20 protein-coding genes are annotated in these 18,417 nt (G+C 60.0%); 3 read left to right on the top strand and 17 right to left on the bottom strand.

What is annotated here, in order from left to right; translation table 11 throughout:
* From ACWGKN_RS14145 to ACWGKN_RS14130, 4 genes are all read right to left on the bottom strand, one after another.
* A partial coding sequence (locus ACWGKN_RS14145; RefSeq protein ID WP_452095492.1) for an AAA family ATPase occupies positions 1-309 on the bottom strand: 309 nt, incomplete at its 3' end.
* Between the two features lie 74 nt (positions 310-383).
* Positions 384-929 carry a hypothetical protein gene (locus ACWGKN_RS14140; protein WP_452095491.1) on the bottom strand — a complete coding sequence of 182 codons (546 nt, stop codon included), beginning with the start codon at positions 927-929 and terminating at the stop codon, positions 384-386.
* Between the two features lie 87 nt (positions 930-1,016).
* Entirely contained in the window at positions 1,017-1,535 is a 519-nt protein-coding gene (locus ACWGKN_RS14135; protein ID WP_452095490.1) for a hypothetical protein, read from the bottom strand.
* A gap of 15 nt (positions 1,536-1,550) precedes the next feature.
* The gene (locus ACWGKN_RS14130; protein WP_452095489.1) at positions 1,551-1,841 is read right to left on the bottom strand and encodes a hypothetical protein; all 291 of its coding nucleotides are present in this window, start codon (positions 1,839-1,841) and stop codon (positions 1,551-1,553) included.
* Positions 1,842-2,226: 385 nt separating this feature from the next.
* On the opposite strand from ACWGKN_RS14130, the gene ACWGKN_RS14125 reads away from it, so the two are divergent.
* Entirely contained in the window at positions 2,227-2,619 is a 393-nt protein-coding gene (locus ACWGKN_RS14125) for a hypothetical protein (RefSeq protein ID WP_452095488.1), read from the top strand.
* Positions 2,615-3,562: an integron integrase gene (locus ACWGKN_RS14120; protein WP_452095495.1), complete on the top strand. Its 948-nt coding sequence runs from the start codon at positions 2,615-2,617 to the stop codon at positions 3,560-3,562. Before ACWGKN_RS14125 ends, ACWGKN_RS14120 begins: the two co-directional genes overlap by 5 nt.
* On the opposite strand, the gene ACWGKN_RS14115 is transcribed toward ACWGKN_RS14120, so the two are convergent.
* From ACWGKN_RS14115 to ACWGKN_RS14105, 3 genes are all read right to left on the bottom strand, one after another.
* The gene (locus tag ACWGKN_RS14115) at positions 3,489-4,799 is read right to left on the bottom strand and encodes a D-alanyl-D-alanine carboxypeptidase/D-alanyl-D-alanine-endopeptidase (protein WP_452095487.1); all 1,311 of its coding nucleotides are present in this window, start codon (positions 4,797-4,799) and stop codon (positions 3,489-3,491) included. The genes ACWGKN_RS14120 and ACWGKN_RS14115 overlap by 74 nt on opposite strands.
* Before the next feature lie 55 nt (positions 4,800-4,854).
* Complete coding sequence (locus tag ACWGKN_RS14110; protein WP_424252731.1) at positions 4,855-6,198, bottom strand: TrpB-like pyridoxal phosphate-dependent enzyme; 1,344 nt, start codon at positions 6,196-6,198, stop codon at positions 4,855-4,857.
* A gap of 93 nt (positions 6,199-6,291) precedes the next feature.
* Positions 6,292-8,841: a TIGR03960 family B12-binding radical SAM protein gene (locus tag ACWGKN_RS14105; protein WP_452095486.1), complete on the bottom strand. Its 2,550-nt coding sequence runs from the start codon at positions 8,839-8,841 to the stop codon at positions 6,292-6,294.
* A 189-nt stretch (positions 8,842-9,030) separates the two neighbouring features.
* Between ACWGKN_RS14105 and ACWGKN_RS14100 the strand changes: the two genes are divergently transcribed.
* The gene (locus ACWGKN_RS14100; RefSeq protein ID WP_452095485.1) at positions 9,031-10,377 is read left to right on the top strand and encodes an AMIN domain-containing protein; all 1,347 of its coding nucleotides are present in this window, start codon (positions 9,031-9,033) and stop codon (positions 10,375-10,377) included.
* Positions 10,378-10,708: 331 nt separating this feature from the next.
* Here the strand turns inward: ACWGKN_RS14100 and ACWGKN_RS14095 are convergent, their stop codons facing one another.
* The 10 genes from ACWGKN_RS14095 to rimM all read right to left on the bottom strand — a co-directional run bounded on the left by ACWGKN_RS14095 (position 10,709) and on the right by rimM (position 18,402).
* Positions 10,709-11,539: a hypothetical protein gene (locus tag ACWGKN_RS14095; RefSeq protein ID WP_424252733.1), complete on the bottom strand. Its 831-nt coding sequence runs from the start codon at positions 11,537-11,539 to the stop codon at positions 10,709-10,711.
* Positions 11,517-13,256: a tetratricopeptide repeat protein gene (locus tag ACWGKN_RS14090; RefSeq protein ID WP_452095484.1), complete on the bottom strand. Its 1,740-nt coding sequence runs from the start codon at positions 13,254-13,256 to the stop codon at positions 11,517-11,519. The genes ACWGKN_RS14095 and ACWGKN_RS14090 overlap by 23 nt, the downstream gene beginning before the upstream one ends.
* A 4-nt stretch (positions 13,257-13,260) precedes the next feature.
* Positions 13,261-13,896: a dTMP kinase gene (tmk, locus tag ACWGKN_RS14085; RefSeq protein WP_035229669.1), complete on the bottom strand. Its 636-nt coding sequence runs from the start codon at positions 13,894-13,896 to the stop codon at positions 13,261-13,263.
* A complete protein-coding gene (pdxA, locus tag ACWGKN_RS14080) occupies positions 13,893-14,903 on the bottom strand; it encodes a 4-hydroxythreonine-4-phosphate dehydrogenase PdxA (RefSeq protein ID WP_452095483.1) in 1,011 nt (336 codons plus the stop codon). Before pdxA ends, tmk begins: the two co-directional genes overlap by 4 nt.
* A gap of 70 nt (positions 14,904-14,973) precedes the next feature.
* Positions 14,974-15,354: a YraN family protein gene (locus ACWGKN_RS14075; protein WP_035229673.1), complete on the bottom strand. Its 381-nt coding sequence runs from the start codon at positions 15,352-15,354 to the stop codon at positions 14,974-14,976.
* A complete protein-coding gene (locus ACWGKN_RS14070) occupies positions 15,344-16,015 on the bottom strand; it encodes a ribonuclease HII (RefSeq protein WP_052159953.1) in 672 nt (223 codons plus the stop codon). The genes ACWGKN_RS14075 and ACWGKN_RS14070 overlap by 11 nt, the downstream gene beginning before the upstream one ends.
* Before the next feature lie 72 nt (positions 16,016-16,087).
* Positions 16,088-16,441: a 50S ribosomal protein L19 gene (rplS, locus tag ACWGKN_RS14065; protein ID WP_035229675.1), complete on the bottom strand. Its 354-nt coding sequence runs from the start codon at positions 16,439-16,441 to the stop codon at positions 16,088-16,090.
* Positions 16,442-16,505: 64 nt separating this feature from the next.
* Positions 16,506-17,075 carry an RNA methyltransferase gene (locus ACWGKN_RS14060; protein ID WP_424252737.1) on the bottom strand — a complete coding sequence of 190 codons (570 nt, stop codon included), beginning with the start codon at positions 17,073-17,075 and terminating at the stop codon, positions 16,506-16,508.
* Positions 17,065-17,835: a tRNA (guanosine(37)-N1)-methyltransferase TrmD gene (gene trmD, locus ACWGKN_RS14055; protein ID WP_424252738.1), complete on the bottom strand. Its 771-nt coding sequence runs from the start codon at positions 17,833-17,835 to the stop codon at positions 17,065-17,067. Before trmD ends, ACWGKN_RS14060 begins: the two co-directional genes overlap by 11 nt.
* 15 nt (positions 17,836-17,850) lie before the next feature.
* Entirely contained in the window at positions 17,851-18,402 is a 552-nt protein-coding gene (gene rimM, locus ACWGKN_RS14050) for a ribosome maturation factor RimM (protein ID WP_452095482.1), read from the bottom strand.
* Positions 18,403-18,417: the final 15 nt, after the last annotated feature.

Raw genomic sequence — 18,417 nt, 5'->3', positions numbered from 1 at the left:
AATTAGTCCATTTTTACCTACAATATCAAAGATTTGATCTCCCTCAAAATCTTCTAACTCCCATTCCGTTTTTAGAACCTCCTTTGGCCGGTCATTGTCTGAGTAGTCATGATAGGTCATACGAGGGAACTCAAGCTCATCAAATATACCGTTACTCTGCAAAACTGGATTTAGCTTAGAAAGAGCTTGTAAGATCGCAGTTTTGCCAGACTCGTTCTTGCCAACCAAACAGGTGATATCCTCAACTGTAAAATCCCCAGTGGCATGAATACATTTGTAGTTAAAAATTTGAACCCTTGTAAGCTTCATGTTTTCTCCATTTATTGGTTTCGCTGCATTTCATTCAAGCACAACGCCAAGGGTAACCAGCGGCGGCCACTGAACTAGACGAGACTAGCGCAACGCTGCTCCCCGCCGTCTGGTTGACCCGCTTGTTCGCCGCCTTCTTCATATATGTTTTTGTAAGGTCTGAAATCCAATCCGTGTTGCTTTTCCTTAACTAGGCATTCATATCTTTGAAAATAGGTATCACCAATTGGAATACCGGTCTTCGTTCTCAGAGATTCGAGAGTTCCAAAATAAATGGAATAGATGTCATCAAAAATTGAAATTGCAAGCCATGCTGCCTTTGCATTGAACTGTAATTCTGCTTTTTGGGCCTTAATTTCGCTGTTGCTGCCTAAATTGTATCGGCTGTTCAGGCGACCATTTCTTTCATATCTGTTTCTTGCCTTTACGCTTATGACATATTTTTCGTCTCCCCTTTCTGCATACAGGTCAGCATAAGGAAAATTACGTTTATTATCATTTAGGTTTCTGATGTTGTTAAACCCATTATCAACCAAAGCCTTGAGGGCTAAGAGTTCACCCAATGCACCAAGCGATTTAGCCCTTAATGCTGTGTGCTGATTAAATTGAATTTGTCTCATAATTTATACGGCGAACGTAGAATTCAGCGGACCCGCGCTGTTTGCGGGGTCCGCTGAAATGATTTGTTCGACAAATTATTACCTTATTTAATAACAATTTGTATACACAGTGCTACCGATAACTTGCGAACTACAGTTTGTCTTAAGGTTTACTGTGGAAGAGCTTTTTTGTTGATTGGAAATTGCATTATACATTTGCCAATAATTTGCGCTTTGCTGTGCTTGTACCTGTTGCTCCATTACCCTGAGTTTTTGCACTTCTAACCCAAATTTTGCATCTGTCTCCAAACCTTCAATCCCAGTTGGTCTCATGAATGTGAATTGTTGGTAGGAGCCGGTGGATAAATTTGCTCTTAATTGTTCGATTTTAGCGGTGGCACCACTTACCCATTTAACTTCTGTACCTTGTAACAACAAATAGCCTCGCTGCCTATCTTGAGGTGTGATGTTATATGACAAGTTAGTTGGACAGTAACCCATTAATTGGCTTCCTTGATATAGTGATGCTCCTGGTGGGTCAGAGTGGTATGTAACCTGCACCTGCGTTGCACATCCTGTTATGGATGCTGCGATAAAAAGAAATATAATAAGTGATATAGATTTCATATTTTCCTCATTCATTTAGGCAAATAGCCAGCAAATATTTTCCCTTTTAATCATGACCTCCTCGCCCGGAGCAGGATCAGTTGGTTGTTCTGACGATACTGGCTCAAAGCATAAAACAATTGCAGAAAAAACTTGGCTATCAATCTCTTCTTTGATTTCAAGCATCACCGTAAGTTCTTTGTAAATGGCAGAAACTTTCATCCCGATTACAACATTGTCTTCAGGATTTAACATTTTCCCGCTCTCGGGTGGGTAGTTTCCGATTGCTCCGCAACTTGTACATACCTGCCATGCTATTAATTTCATATTTTTTCCTCCTGTCGAACGTGTTTAATAGTAGGCCGCCTCTTTTTAGGAGGCAAAGAACAATTTATCGTCGAAACGTCAGTTTCCAATTTCCACTGATTTTCACCTACGACCTTCTATTTATACTGTGTATGTCGCAGAAATGTCATGAATTTCAGCTATAGTATCCCATACTCTATCGAGAGGCAAGGAAATCCTGTTAGGATTTCCATTACGTCTTTTAACGAAAATAACCGGGTTATGCGGCAGCCGCATAACCCGGAGTTTCTGTTCGTCGGAGTATTTTCGCCGGGATGATACAGCGCAAAAGGAGTACCAGGTAGTGCCTGATAAGTCGAAACACCCCGTGTTATGATGCGCAGGCACGAAGTGGGAGGATAACCATATGGCTGATTCGATTTCTTGTAATAACGAGATGTTCAGCAGTACTGAATTTGCGGAATTCCTGCTGAAAAGCAAACTGGTTTCAAATGAAAAAGAAAAGTACATGGTCGTCTGGGTACGCAAATTCTTCGATTTCGGTGTTGACCTCAGGCAGAATCTCAATTGGCAGGATCGACTGCCGTTATTTATCCGTCACCTTACAGGTACCGGCTTGTATCAGGACTGGCAGGTTCGTCAGGCCGATCAGGCAGTTCGCCTCTATTTTGTCAATTTCCCGGAGCCGCAGGCGACCCCGGAGGGACTTGGGAAACCCTCGTTGCCTGCCGTTCGGATGCCCGGTGATTGGGAATCGGCCAGACGTCTTTTCCGTGAGGCGTTGCGGTTGAGAAATTAATGCATACCGGACCGAGACCACCTACCTGGGATGGGTCGATGCATATTGTCGTTACTGTGGCCAACGAGAAGGTGCCGATCAGACCATTCTCTCGGCTGATCGGGTGCGAGATTTTCTTGCCTATCTTGCCATCCAGCGTCAAGTTTCGGCCTCAACACAGAATCAGGCCTTCAATAGTCTACTGACCTTTTTTAGGCTGGTTGGCAATGTTGATCTCGGCGATCTGAAAAACACGGTACGGGCCAGAAAAAGAACGACATTGCCGGTGGTGTTTTCCGTCGATGAAGTAAGGAACATCCTTGCCCAGGTCCAGGGAACGGCCGGTTTGATACTGAAGATCATTTATGGCGGCGGGTTGCGGGTTAACGAAGGATGTCGTCTGCGTATCAAGGATATCGACTTCGATCAGCATCTGATCCACGTACGAGACGGCAAAGGCGGCAAGGATCGCACGACGCTGCTGGGCGCCACCCTGGTCGATGACCTGCGGGCGCATATTGCCAGGGTACTGGCGAGGCATGACGGAGATCTCGCCGCCGGCCATGGAGCCGTCCTGCTTCCGGATGCCCTGGCAGTGAAGTATCCCGGTGCGGCGACGGAGAAAGCCTGGCAGTACCTTTTCCCGGCGGCAACGTTGTCGGTCGACCCGCGATCCGGGATCGTCCGCCGGCACCATGTTTCAGATTCCGCTCTGCAGCGGGCACTGAAGGCCGCCGTTCGCCGGGCGGGCATCCACAAGCATGCCTCGGTTCACACCCTCCGCCATTCGTTCGCCACCCATCTGTTGCTCCGAGGCGTCGATATCCGCCAGATACAGGAATACCTTGGCCATGCGAGGGTCGAGACGACGATGATCTACACCCATGTCGTCAAGGATATGCGCAATCCGGTGGCCAGTCCGCTCGACACCCTGGCAGGGGGGCCGGCTGTCTCCGGAGAGTGAGCCATGTCCGATGACCTCGGCGAGGGACCGAATGCAGCCGCTGCAGCCGGGCGAGGAGCGGATCGCGGGTGTTGTCCCGCTGGTTGAGGAGGATGACGAAGGGGTCGAGTTCCCGGCCGCGCGGCAGGTAGCCGGCATAGCAGTGGACCCCGGCCAGCGACCCGGTCTTGAGCGGCACGCCGTCTTTGGGCTTCAGGAGGTGGCTGTACGGCTTGAAGCTGTGCAGCACCGCCAGCATCGCCGCCGGGGTGATCCGGTCGCGGCGCGACAGGCCGGAGCCCTCGATCATCGTGATGTCGTGCCGGTGCTGCGGCCAGGCCGTGGCGATGAAGGCCCGCAGCGCCTGCCGGCCCTTGTCCCAGGTGGCCGGCTGGCCGAGACTGCGGGCGCCGCAGGCGAGGAAGAGCTGGTTGGCGATGAAGTTGTTGGAGTAGTGGAGGCAGGAACGGACGATATCCTCGACGGTCTGCGCCGAGGTATGGGTATGGAACGGCGCCACACCGGGCGGCGCCGCGGCGGCGGTGATCCGGCCGGTGACCTTGATCCCCTGCCGCTCCAGCATGGCCTTGAACAGCTCGCCGGTGTAGCGCAGGGTGGGGGATATCCGGCCGCCGGCAATGAAGGCGCCGGGGTTGACCCGGTGCGTGTCCGGTGGCAGGTGTCTGCCGATCTCCTTCATGATCGGCAGCAGTGGTGTCTCATCTTCGCCGGAGACGATCCGGCCGTCGTCGGTCACCGTGACCGCCACGGCGTTGTAGTTGACCGCCAGGGCGCCGTTGGCGGTGTCGTAGGGGTTGGCCGAACCGTCGGCGCCGTCGGCCTTGCCGCTCAGGGCGAAGGAGTCGGCGTCGAGGGCGATATCGCCGACCTCCTTCAACCCCAGGCGGGCCAGGTCGGCGGCGATGGCGGCCACGGTGGCGCTGGTCAGCGATGGATCACCGGAGCCCCGGATGGAGAGGGTATCGTCCTTGACGAAGAAGGCGGTAGTGAAGCGATAGTCGCGGCCGAGGATTTCCAGGGCGGCGAGGCAGGTGACCAGTTTGATCGTCGATGCCGGGACGAAGGCGGTGTCGATGGCGCGCGATTCCAGGAGGCGGCCTTCTCTGGTGACGGCGTAGCCGCCACGGGTGACCAGGGCTTTGGCCCTGTTTGCCGCCGCACTCGAGGTCGGGGAAGCAGCCAGCAGGCAGGCGAAAAGGACGAAGGACAGGGGCAGGAAGCGGCTGATCAGGGACATGGGACAGTGGGGAATGCCCTCCCGCCGGATCGGACGGGCAGGAGGGCGGATTTTATCAGATCTTCGGCAGATTGGCCAACGATCTGGCGAGGGCCTCTTCCGGATAATCGAAATTCTGCAGTTGCCCGGAATAGAACTTGTCGTACGAGGCCATGTCGATCAGGCCGTGGCCGGAGAAGTTGAACAGGATGGTCTTCGGCTCGTTGAGGTCGCGGGTCGCCTCGATGATCGCGGCCCGGACGGCGTGGCAGGTCTCCGGCGCCGGGATGATGCCCTCGGTCTTGGCGAAGAGGACACCGGCCTCGAAGCACTCCAACTGGTGGACGCTCATCGGTTCGATGATATTCTCGCGCACCAGCGCCGAGACGATCGGCGACATGCCGTGGTAGCGCAGGCCGCCGGCGTGGATCCCGGGCGGGATGAAGTCGTGGCCGAGGGTGTACATGTAGAGCAGCGGGGTGGTCTTGGCGACGTCGCCGAAGTCGTAGGCGAGCTTGCCCATCGTCAGCGACGGGCAGGAGGCCGGTTCGACGCCGATGAAACGGATCTTTTTGCCCTCGAGGTAGTCGGGGACGTATGGGGTGGCAATGCCGGCGAAGTTGGAGCCGCCGCCGCAGCAGCCGATGATGACGTCGGGGTAGTCGCCGGCAAGCTCCATCTGCTTCTTCGCTTCGAGGCCGATGATCGACTGGTGGAGGATGGTGTGGTTGAGGACCGAACCCAGGGCGTACTTGGTGTCGTCGCGGGCGAAGGCATCCTCAATGGCCTCGGAGATGGCGATGCCGAGCGAGCCGGGGGTGTCGGGGTATTCGGCGAGGATCCGGCGGCCGACCTGGGTTGTGGGGCTCGGGCTGGGGACGATTTCGGCGCCGTAGGTGTGCATCATCGACTTGCGGTAGGGTTTCTGGTCATAGGAGACCCGGACCATGTAGACCTTGCACTCGATATTGAACTTGGAGGTGGCAAACGACAGGGCGCAGCCCCACTGGCCGGCGCCGGTCTCGGTGGTCAGCCGTTTGACCCCTTCCTTCATGTTGAAGTAGGCCTGGGGCACGGCGCTGTTGGTCTTATGCGACCCGACCGGCGACACGCTCTCGTTCTTGAAGTAGATCCTGGCCTTGGTGCCCAGCGCCTTTTCCAGGTTGGCGGCGCGCACCAGCGGCGCCGGCCGCCAGATCGTGTAGATCTCCCGGACCTCTTCGGGGATGTCGATGAAGCGCTTGTCGGACATCTCCTGCTCGAGCAGCCCCATCGGGAAGATGGCGGCAAGTTTCTCCGGCCCCATCGGCTGGCTGGTTTCGGGGTCGAGCGGCGGTTTCAGGCCGCCCGGGATATCGGGAACGACGTTATACCATTGCGTGGGCATTTCATCATCGCGGAGCAAGATCTTCTTCTGCATGAAACCTCCTTCCAGTAGGATACGTTGACGGGTGCGGCACATGACTGACGTGTCCACTATCTACCACAGCCGAACGGATCCGGGCAACAGCGATTATCGGTTTTCCGCCACCCGCCACCTCGTTTTGCAGACCGCCAGGCGCAGGGCTTCCGCCTCGTCGAGTCCCAGGATCGCCTGCAGCGCCTCGGCCGGTTTGATCCCGGGCCGGCCGCTGAGGCTGAGGAGGGTCAGGTCGACACTGTCCGGACCGGCCTGGCGCAGGGAGGTGATCAGGGGGCGGATGTCGACCGTCTGCTCCTTGCCCTTGCGTTGCTTGGCGACCTGATACTCGCTGCAGGCGGCGAAGGCGGTCAGCCGCTGTCCCTCTTCCGCCGTCAGCGGCCGGGGCAGGGTGATGGTGTAGGTCGATTCGATATCGGCGGGAATGGCGGCGCGGTGCAGCGTGATGGCGGTGACGGTGAGCCCGGGCGGCAGCTTGTCGTTGAGGCGGTCGATCGTTGCCGGCGGGTCGACGAGCGCCGCCGGCAGGTCCATGATGAAGAATTCGGCGACGCTCTCGGTGCCGACCGGCAGGGCCGGGCCGAAGGAGACCTTCGGCGTCGGGTTGAAGCCCTTGGTGAAATTGGTGGCGATCCCGGCCCGGCGCAGGGTGCGGAAGATCAGGCGCAGGATCTCGAGGTGGCCGAGAAAGCAGATCCGGCCGCGGCGGGCGTAGCTCACCTGGTAACGAAAATGGCCCTCCTCGTGGGCCGGCAGGTCGCGGCGGCTGCGGGACGGTGTGGCGCCAGGGGGTGGCTCCTGTCGGACCCTCGTGAACCGCTCGCGGTCGATGACCACCGGCCGGATGGTGTCGAAATCGCAGAGGCCGCAGCCCTGGCAGTCGTGGTAGCGGCAGTCGGGGGTGTAGCATTCCTCGAAGGCCCGCCGCCGTTCGGCCCGCAGAAAACGGTCGTCGACGCCGCTGTGCAGGTGCTGCCAGGGCAGGATCTCGTCTTCGCCGCGCTGGCGCAGGTAATCGTCGAGGTCCAGCCCCAGCCGCTCCGCCGCCTGCTGCCAGATCGCGAGATCGAAGTGGTCCGACCAGCCGTCGAGCCGGGCGCCGTTCTCCCAGGCCTGCCGGATCAGGGCGGCCAGCCGCCGGTCGCCGCGGGAGAAGACCCCTTCGAGGTAGCTCATCCGTGGATCGTTCCACTTCAGGGTGCAGCCCCTGGGCAGCCACTCCCGCAAGTGGTTGATGGTGTTGCGGCTTTCGTCGATGCTCATCTGCTCCTCCCACTGGAAGGGGGTGTGCGGCTTGGGGACGAAGGTGCCGATGCTGACGTTGATCTGCCGCCGCCCGCGACCGTCGCGGTCGCCCTCTTTCTTGACCTTGCGCACCAGGTCGATGATCGCCTGGATATCGTCGGCGGTCTCCGTCGGCAGGCCGATCATGAAGTAGAACTTCATCACCTTCCACCCCAGCGCGAAGGCGTTATGGCAGGTGGCGAGGAGGTCCTCCTCGGTGATGCCCTTGTTGATCACCCGCCGCAGCCGGTCGCTGCCGGCCTCGGGGGCCAGGGTGAACCCGGTCTTGCGGACCCGCTTGATCTGGTCCATGATCGCCGGGCTGAGGGTGCCGACCCGCATCGACGGCATCGACACCGACACGCAGTCGTCGGCGAAACGGTCCATCAGCTGCGGCAGGATCTGTTCGATGCAGGAATAGTCGCCGGTCGACAGCGACAGCAGGGCCAGTTCCTCGAAGCCGGAGTTGCCGATGCCGGCCTCGGCCAGTTGCATGATCGCCTCCGGGGTGCGCTCGCGTACCGGGCGGTAGGTCATGCCGGCCTGGCAGAAGCGGCAGCCGCGGCTGCAGCCGCGGGCGATCTCGATGCTGAGCCGGTCGTGGATGATCTTGGCGTTGGGGACGATCGGCTGCAGCAGGTGATCGACGGCGTCGAGGTCGGGCACCACCCGGCGGGTGATCGCCGCCGGTGCCGGGGCGAGTTCCCTGATCGCCGTGAGGCGGCCGCGGCCGTCGTATTCCGGGACGTGGAAGGCGGGGACATAGACCCCGGCGATGGCGGCCAGCTGCCGCAGCATCTCTCCCTTGCCCGACTGTTGCCGTTTGCCCCGGATCAGCACCCGGGCGATCTCGACGATCGCCTCCTCGCCGTCGCCGAGCAGGACGGCATCGAAGAAATCGGCCACCGGCTCCGGGTTCAGCGCGCCGGAACCGCCGCCGAGGATGAGCGGGGAGGTTGCCTCTCTCTCGGTTGCCAGGAAGGGGATGCCGGCCAGGTCGAGGATGGTGAGGATGTTGGTGGCGCACAGTTCGTAGGGCAGGGTGATGCCGATCAGGTCGAAGCCGGCGAGCGGGCGGGCCGATTCGAGGGTGGTGAGCGGTTGGCCCTGCTGCCGGAGCATCTGTTCGCAGTCGAGATCGGGACAATAGCAGCGCTCGGCGACGATGTTGTCCTCGCGGTTGAGGATATGGTAGAGGATCTGCAGGCCCTGGTGCGACATGCCCACCTCGTAGAGATCGGGAAAGACGAGGGCGCAGCTCAGATCGACCGTCTCCGCCGGCTTGCGGACGGTATTGTACTCCTGGCCGAGGTAGCGGCCGGGCCTGGTGATGGTGGGAAAACAGGTGGTGTCGGTCATGGGATGGTCTCTGTCATGGATGCAGCCCGCATGATGGCGACCACGGGCTGCGTGAGCGGTCCGGCAGCGGCGCCGCTGAATTGTTAAAAGTGGTTGACATTTTTGCCAAAAGTGAGGTAAGCAGTCAGATGTCGAGCAAATAATCGTACAAAAAGAGCAAGTTATGCTTCACTACACAGGGTATGGACGATGAAACTGGCACTGTATTTCGTGGTGTGTATTGTTGGCCTGGTTTCACTTTTTCTCGTGTTTCCGGAGGCATCAGCCCAGGCACCGACGTCGGTTTCCTCGGTTACCTTCCACCGGGACGATGATCAGCAGGAGAGAATCCGGATCAAGCTTGTCGGAACTCACGCGCCCAAAGTCTTTGCCCTCAAGGGCGATAATCCCCGGCTGATCTGTGATTTTCCCGGGGCCGGATACGCCGGCCTGGTAAAGCCGGTGCTCAAGGCAGAAGGGACGCTGGTCAAGGGCATCCGTGTCGGCGCGCACCAATCGCCTGACAAAAAGGTGCGGGTGGTGCTTGATCTCGAACCGGGCCGGAAATATACATATAGCCGGGAATTTAACAAAGAAGAAAACATCCTCAATATCGTTCTGGTGCCGACGGAAGGGGCCAGAACAGCTGAAGTTGCGGTTGCAAAAATCGATGCGACCGAGTCAAAACAGATAGTTATCACCGGCGCCAAGAAAGTGCTGCATCCGGTCAAGGAGCAAAAGGAAATTTCACTCGCGGTGCCTCCGCCAGCCGCTGAAGTTGCCGCATCTGCGGTCCCGGCACCGAAAACACCGGCGGCCGCGGTCGAGGCCGATACGGAAAAACCGGCTGAGAAGATGGCTGAGCCGGTGGTGCAATCGCCTCCGGTCGCCGCCGCAGTTGCGAAAGAGACCACGGTAGAGAAGGCGGCGGTGAAATCCGCTGCACCGCCACCGCCGGCGCAGCCCGCCCGGAAAGATGGCAAGCCGGCTGATACAACTGCCGGTGTTGCGCCGCCGGCACCGCAACAGGCAGCGCCTGCCCCGGCGGTTCCGGAAAAGGCTGCCGTCCAGGCTGCACCGCGAGCGCAGCCCCAGGCAAAAGCACCTGCTCCGCCACGCACCAATCCGGCGCAGCAAGCCCCTTCCTCCGGAAAGTCCGGGGAGCCGTCCACCCTGCCGGACCCTCTCCTGCAGGAAATTACCTACGAGAACAGTTCGAGCAAGGGCGAGATGATCTTCTTTCGCCTCAACGGCTTCTTCCCCCCGACCGTATCGGCGGTGGAATCGGACAAGCCCCAGGTCGTCTGCGATTTTATCGGCATGGCCCAGCAGGGTGGCATCGAGCCGGTCATCGAGGCCAGGGGGGCCTATGTGCAGAAGATCGTCACCACCGTCGACCGCGATCCGAAGAAGATCAAGGTGGTCCTCGAACTGACCGCCGGCCGTGACTACGATCTCCGGCAGGTCTTTTTCAAGGAGGACAACCTCTTTGTCCTGATCGTCAACGCCCTCGACGAGGAAGGTGCCGCCACGACGGCGGACCACGGCGGCAAATAAATCAGGGCCCGTTACGAAATAACCGTTACCTGTGAGCCTTGTGCAAAACGACAAAATCACACAGTACGTCTCACTCGCATCCCGAATGCACGAGATACATTATGTTGTCATGTCGAGCGATAGCGAAAAATCTCGGTTTTCAAGACGAGGAGATTTCTCCCTCCGGTCGAAATGACAGCTTCCTCCGGTCGAAATGACAGCTTCCTCCGGTCGAAATGACAGATCCCGCATCTGTTCTTTGTGCAAAGAGGCTCCTGTTCGTCCATTTCGTTACCGGCCTGAGAGGCCGTAACGACTCTCCCCACCGTTACGGCAATTTTAATCCAACGGCCTACGGCAGCAACCGCCGGGTAAAACCTGCCGGGATCGGGAGCACGAAATCGCGCTCCCGACAGGTTTCATTCGCCTGCAGATCGGTGAGTCCGAGGCTGATCTCACCCCCGAAGGCCAGCTGGCGCATCGTGATCTGTGCCGGTTGCCGGCAGCCGCCGACCTCCTCCCATTCGCCATAAGTGATTTCGGCCAGGATCCGGCCCTTCCCGTCTTCGAGAATCCGGGTCAGCAGCAGGGACTGATCGATGTCGACGAGCAGGTGGGTCGTCGTTTCATTGCCCCCGAGCGTGGTGCTGAAGGAGACCCATGTCCCTCGTCCTTCGCCGTCGGCGCGGAAGGACAGTGATTCCTGCCGCCCCTGGTCGATCCGGCCGGTCAGCCACTCTCCCCATGACCCGGAAAAAAAGGCCGGCGGGATATCATGAAGCAGGGCGTAGGATGCGAGCCTGCCGGACATCGCCGTCCTCTTCGAGGTATTCAGGGTCGTAAAGTCAAGTCCGTCGGTGGTCACGGCGAACAGCGGCTGGCCGAGCGGGTTGGAGGCGATGAACTTGATCGAGTCGGGCAGCATGGTCTGGATGTAGCCGCTCAGCGACCTGGTCTCGAGATGGTTTTTCATCGACATGACGGCGTTGCCGTCGAGACAGGGGAGACAGGCGGCATCCCGCTGCTGCATGCGGCGGAAGACCTGTTCGACCGCCTTGCCCCGGTCCGGGCCGAGGTCCTCCTGCCAGGGTTTTTTGGCGCAGCCTCCGGCCAGGAAGAGGAGGAGCACCAGGGAGAGGAAGAGTCGGGCGGCTGGATTGTCAGTTTTTCCTGTCGAGATCATGCAGCTTTTTCCTTACAGCAGCTTTTTTTCCCTCTTCTTCGAAAAGTTCGATAGCCTTGCGATACGCTTCTCCGGCCTTGTCTGTCATCTGCAGCGACGTATAGACATCACCCAGATGATCAAAGATGTTCGGGTCTTCGGGGGCGAGTTTCACCGCCTTCTCCAGCCAAGTCCTCGCTTCGTTCAGGCGGCCCAGCCGGTAGTACACCCAGCCGAGACTGTCGAGGATATAGCCGTTATCCGGTTTCAGTTCGACCGCCTTCTCGATGTACTTGAGCGCCCGGTCCAGATTGATGTTTCTGTCGGCCCAGACATAGCCGATGTAATTCAGGGCCTCAGGATGATCCGGGTACAGTTCGAGCACCCGTTCCATGATCGTGATCGCCTCGTCCTGCTGCCCTTTCTTGTCGACCAGGATCGCCGATTCAAAGAGGAGCTGCTCATCATCGGGGAAAAGGTCGATCCCGTCCTGAAGGCTCTGGAGGGCGCTGTCGATTTCGCCTTTTTCTTCATGGAGCGAGGCGAGGAGGGCGTAAAACAGCGGCCGCCGCAGGTTGCTGTCGGCCACCGCCTTTCGGAGCAGGGACAGCGCCTCGTCGAGCCGCCCGCTCTCCCGCAGGATCCGGACGTGCAGGTAGACGGCCTCTTCGAATTCGGTATCTTCCGGACCAATTTTCTCAAGGTAGCCGATGGCGGCATCGTTGTCGTTATCCTGAACGGCGATCAAGGCCAGGGTATATCGGGCCTCGGATGAGTCGTGTTCATCGGCGACCTCGATCAGCAGCTGCTTGGCTTCGGCCATGCGGTCGGTCCGCAGGAGGATGCGGGCGATGATCAGATCGATGCGTTCCGGGGTGCCGCTGAGGTCGCGGAGTCGGGTGAGCTCATCAATCGCCTCCTGGTTTTTTCCCATCAGCAGCATGGTCTGGACCAGGCCGAGAACGGCCCGTTCATCGGTATCATCGGTCTCGATGATCGAGTTGTAGAGTTTGATCGCCTTGTCGTAGCGTTCATGCTTGGTATAGAATTCAGCCATTTCATAGGCCAGTTCGGGTGACCAGTTGAGTTCCAGGGCCCGCTCGAATTCCTGGCCGGCGCCGGTGAAGTCACGGATCTGGACCAGCAGCCGGGCGAGGTAGACATGGCCGAGGAAAAGACGTTCGTCCGCGTGAATCAGATTGCGGAAAATGATCTCCGCCTCCCGGAATTTTTTCTGCTCGGTATACAGGATTCCCAGGCGGAGGAGGACGGCGATGTTGCCTGGGTCGTGCCTCAGTGCTTCGTGGTAGAGGCGGATGGCCTCGGCCTGGTTGTGGTCCTGGATTTTGAGATGAGCCAGCAGGAGGTACAGGTCGCTGTCCTTCGGCCGTTCCTTGATCGCCTGCTGCAGCCATTCCACCGCTTTGGTATTTTCTCCCTGTTTGATCAACACCAGCGGGATCTTCTTCAGCACATAATCGGCATCCGGGTCGCAGATGACGGCCTTGTCATAGGCCTCGAGGGCTTCATCGAACCGTTGATAGTATTCGGCGTTGCTGCCCCAGAGGAAATAGAAATAGGAACAGCCGAGATCCGCCTTCTCCGCCTGCTTGACTGCTGCCGGCGCCGGCGAGGTCGATGGAGCCGGCGACGGCGGCGGTTGCGGCGGCGATGGGGCGGCGCAGGAACCGAGAAACAGGATGCACGCCAGAAAGAGTGTCGGGTGGATGCGGTTCATCTGGTCAGTCGGCGGAAGAGGGGGTTGGAAGCAGCGGCAGGATCAAGGACAGGATTTCATCCCGCACCGTTTCGATCGGCAGCGCGGCGTTGATGCGCCGGATATAGGGTAGATCGAGAGCGGCGAAGATCGCGGCCACCCGGGTCAGGCCTTCGGCCTTCTCGAAATCGTTCAGGTGCTCTCCCCGGCTCGCCGTGATCCGTTCGATGCCGAGGGCAACCGGGGCCTCGAACAGGATGGCGAGATCCGGTACCGGGGCGAAGCGGTTGCGGGCGAGAATGGTGTCGACGTCCATCCCGTTTGCTCCCTGGTAGGCGGCGGTGGAGAGATAATACCGGTCACAGAGGATGATGCGGCCGGTCTCCAGGGCCGGCTGCAACAGCTCGTCGACATGGTGGCGGCGATCGGCGATGAAGAGCTCGAGTTCCTCCCCCTGCGAACATTCTCCACGATTGGCGTAGAGGGCCCGGATCTTCAGACCGTATGGACCATCGGTCGGTTCGCGGGTAGTGACGACCGGATAACCGCGCTGCCTGAGGGCATCGGCGACGAGCCGGATCTGGGTCGATTTGCCGGTTCCGTCGATGCCTTCGAAGACGATCAGCCGACCTCTGGCAGGAGGGTGGTTGGTCCGGTTCATGGTCTCTGGTCAAAGCGTGTTCTGTTGGCGCTGATTGCGGCGGCCAGGTCGACGGCGGCGGTGAGGCTCGAGGCGTCGGCGACGCCCCTGCCGGCGATGTCGTAGGCCGTGCCGTGGTCGACGGAGGTGCGGACGAGGGGGAGTCCGAGCGTGACGTTGACGCCGTCGCTGAAATGGAGCAGTTTGAACGGGATCAACCCCTGGTCGTGGTACATGCAGACGACGGCGTCGTAGAGGCCGGAGGCGGCCTTGAAGAAAACGGTATCGGGTGGAAACGGCCCCTCGACCCGGATGCCGTCGAGTCGAGCCTGCTGGACGGCGGGCTGGATGATGGTGCCTTCCTCGTCGCCGAACAGGCCGTTCTCGCCGGCATGGGGGTTGAGGCCGGCGACGGCGATCCGCGGTTGCGGCAGGGCGAAGTCCCGCCGCAGCGATCCCTGCGTCATCCGGATGAGCCGCAGGACCGCCGCGGTGGTCAACCGGGCGGGGACCTCGCCGAGGGGGCAGTGAATGGTGACGAGGGTGACCCGCAATCTGGTGCCGGCCAGCATCATCGCCACTTCCGGAGTCCCGGTCAGCGCGGCGAGCATCTCGGTGTGGCCGGGGTAGGAGTAACCTGCCGCCTGCAGCGCCGCCTTGGAGATCGGACAGGTAGCGATCGCGTCCAGAATTCCCGCCCGCGTCAGCCGCACCCCCTCTTCGATGTAGCCGGCCATCGCCGTCGCGGTAGCGATGGTCGGGGTTCCCCAGCGCAGGTCCCGGGCCGGCAGGCGTGACAGTTCGATGACCGGCAGGGCCCCGACCGGCAGCGGAGTCCCAGGCAGCCAGGGGCTGAGGGCGACGTCCAGCGACAGTTCAGCCGCACACCTGGCCAACACCCCGAGATCTCCAAGGATGACCGGAGTGGGGGAGGTTGAGGAATCAGTCCGAAGGGCATGCCGGAGGATGATTTCCGGCCCGATCCCTGCCGGACAGCCCATTGTGATACCAACGATCGACATACGCATCACTGTAACCGTAAATGTGGATTAGTCAAAGGCTTCGGATATCCACCGGTAAAAAAGCGGGAAATGGGAGTTAGAAGCAGGAATCGGGGAGATCGAAGGCATTCGGGATATGATCGATCCGATATCCGCCGTCACCATCGATCAGCACGGCGATGACATCGAAACGGGCCGGCCTGTCGAGCAGCCGGTGGGCGGCAAGGTACATCTGGGCCACCCGGGCGATCTGCATCCTTTTTCTCACCGTGACCGCCTCGCCGGGGGAATACCTGCCCCCGGCCACACGGCTCTTGACCTCGATGAAGACGGTGCAGTCGCCGTCCCTGGCGATGATATCGATCTCGCCCCGCCGCTGCCGATAGTTGCGGGCCAGGATCTGGTATCCCAGGCGGGTAAGATGGGCTGCGGCCAGATCCTCGCCTTTTTTGCCGAAGGCGATGCGCTTATCGGACAAATTCCCGCACCCCCCGGAAGGTCCGCCGATGTTCCGGACATGGTCCGTGGCGGACGATGGCCGTGCGATGCTCGCGCGTCGGGTAGCCTTTGTGGCGCGAAAAGCCGTAATCCGGAAAGTGGAGATGCAGCTCATCCATTATCGCATCCCGCTGCACCTTGGCGACGATCGAGGCGGCGGCAATCGAGGCGCTTCTGGAGTCACCCTTGATCAGGGCCTCCTGGGGAATGGCGGCGGGGATGGTGAACCTGCCGTCGACGAGGATGAAATCGGGGGCATGGTGGTGCCGCCTGGCCAGATCTTCATACGCCAGTTTCATCGCCTCCAGAGAGGCCCTGAGGATATTGATGGCATCGATGGTCTGAGCGGAGACGATACCGACGCCGATGTGGGCGCCGATGGCGGCGAGTTGCCGGCGGAGTTCGGCGCGACGGGTGGGGGAAAGGGTCTTGGAATCGCGAAAGACGGTGTAGTCGCAATGGGCGGGAAGGATCACGCAAGCGGCTACGACCGGGCCGGCCAATGGGCCTCGCCCAGCCTCGTCCGCCCCGGCAACCCGGTTGTAGCCTTGGGTTTGCAGCAGGCGTTCGTGGTGGAAGGTGTCGCTGGCGATGCTGCCATCACCTGCACAGGCCGGGATGATGTCGCGACCGCTCAGCATGCAGGGAGACCGGTGACATCGGCGACGGGGAGGAACCCCTGTCGCGATGTCGCTGTCAAACACACGGCAATGCTACTTGGTGAGACCACGCTCACGGATACGGGCGGCCTTGCCTCGTCTGCTGCGCAGGTAGTACAGGCGTGAACGCCGGACCCGGCCCTGGGTGACGAGCTCGATTTTTTCGAGACGCGGATTATGCAGGGCGAAGGTCTTTTCGACACCGACTCCGTGCGACACCTTGCGGACCGTGAACGTTGCGTCGATAGTTCCACGACTGCGCTTCGAGACGACGCCCTGGAATATCTGAATCCGCTCCTTGTTGCCTTCAACGATGCGGATATGGACGGCGACGGTATCTCCGGGGCGAAATACCGGAAGATCCTGGCGCATCTGTTCCTCATTGATTCGTTCGATTATTGTGCTCATATCGTATTCTGTTAGGTTGAGATATATGTATGGATCTGCGATCCTCTTCGTTGTTTCTTTCAGTTCATCGGCCGAGCAGGCGGTCGAGAATGATCGCCACTGCCGACCGGACCGAAAGGTGATTGTATCCCGTCCCGCCTTTCAGCGGCGGCAGAACTGCATCCATCGTCGCCATAATCTCCGGGGCCAGGCCATGGGCGGTACCGAAGATCAGCAGCACCGGTTGGCCCGCCGTCATCATCCGTCCCAGTTCGGCAAAGGCGATGGTCCTGTCCTGCGGCTGGGCGCTGGTGCCGACGAGCAGCGGCCGCTGACCGTAAGCCGCGGTCAGTTCACCGATGGCCTCCTGCAGACCGTCGACCACCCGGACAATCTCCAGGGCCTCTTTGCGCGCCGGGTTGTAGGTCGCCCCGTAGCCCTCACGCCAGTGGCCGATGATGTCTCCGACAAACCCCTGCTGGTCGACATAGGGGGTGGTGATATAGTACCGGTGCACCCCGTATGTGCGTGCAGCCCTGGCTATATCATGGACATCGAGATTTGTCACGGCAGAACCGATCGTCTCCCCCCTTTTGTTGCGCACCGGGAAGTGCACTAGGGCGATGCTGACGGGCGCCGGCGTCTCAGCAACCATCAGGCCTGCCCGCCTTTACGGTCGATATCGCCTCGAGCAGGCCATGTTTCTTCAACAGCCGGTGTTCCTCAGGCGTGAATTCTTCCTGGATCAGCAGGTCCGGTCGGCGGGCCAGGGTCCTCCGGACCGCCTCGATGAACCGGTACGCTCCGATCGCCGCATGGTTCCCGTTCATCAGCACCTCGGGAACCTCGATCCCTCGGAAATCACGGGGACGGGTGTACTGCGGGTGTTTCAGCAGCCTGCGGCTGAAGGTGTCCTTGTCGGCGCTGTCCGGACAGCCCAGCACCCCCGGCAGCAGCCGGGTCACCGAATCGATCAGCACCATCGCCGCCAGTTCGCCACCGGTGAGGATGTAATCGCCGATGGAGATCTCATCATCGCAGAACGCGGCCCGGAAGCGCTCGTCCACCCCTTCGTAGCGGCCGCAGACAAGGATCAGGCTTTTCTCTGCCGTCAGCTCGCGGGCGATGTCCTGCGTATATTGCCGGCCCTGGGGCGTCAACAGGATGACCTTGCCGGTATTGCCGCCGGCGCGAACCTTTTCCACGGCCGCCGCCAGAGGGTCGGGTTTCATCACCATTCCCTCGCCGCCGCCGAATGGACGGTCGTCGGTGGTGGCGTGCCGGTCTTCGGCAAAATCCCGGATATCGGTCAGCTCGATCCGGATCTTCCCTTCCTGCCTCGCCTTCCTGAGGATTCCTTCCTCGAGCGGCGAGACGAACAGATCGGGAAAGATGGTCAGGACGTCAAACAGCATGTTCGGCCCCGGAGGTCACTCGCCACTCGCCCGGTTGATCTCGAGGAGTCCGGGTGGCGGGTCGATGACGATCGTATCCTCACGGATGGCGACCACGATATCGCCGACCATGGGGATCAGGCGTTCCTCTTCGCCATCGCTGACGACCATGATATCCTGGGCGCCGTTGGAAAAGAGTTCGGTGACGGTTCCGAGATTCCGGCCGTTCGTGCAGACCACCGTGCATCCCTCGATCTCCCGCCAGTAGAACTCGTTGTCGTCCAGGGGCGGCAGATCCTCGCGCGGGACGAGAACGGCCCGCCCGACGCACGATTCGGCCCGGCGGCGATCAACGATGCCCTCGAGCCGGATGATCGCCGCGCCTCCCTGGACTCGAATTGCGAGGAGGGTGAAGATCTCCGGTCCATTCCCGGCAGGCCCCAACAACGCCAGGCGCTTGTAGCGTCTGATATTTTCAGGCTGACCCGAGTAGGAGTACATCTTCAATTCGCCGTGGAGTCCATGGACCTTGATGATTTCACCGATCAGGACATAGTCCTTCTCGGCATACAAAAGGTGCGGGATCATCTGGTCAAACTCGGC

Source organism: Desulfoprunum sp. (assembly GCF_053613775.1).
This window is presented reverse-complemented; position numbering and strand designations above follow the sequence as displayed.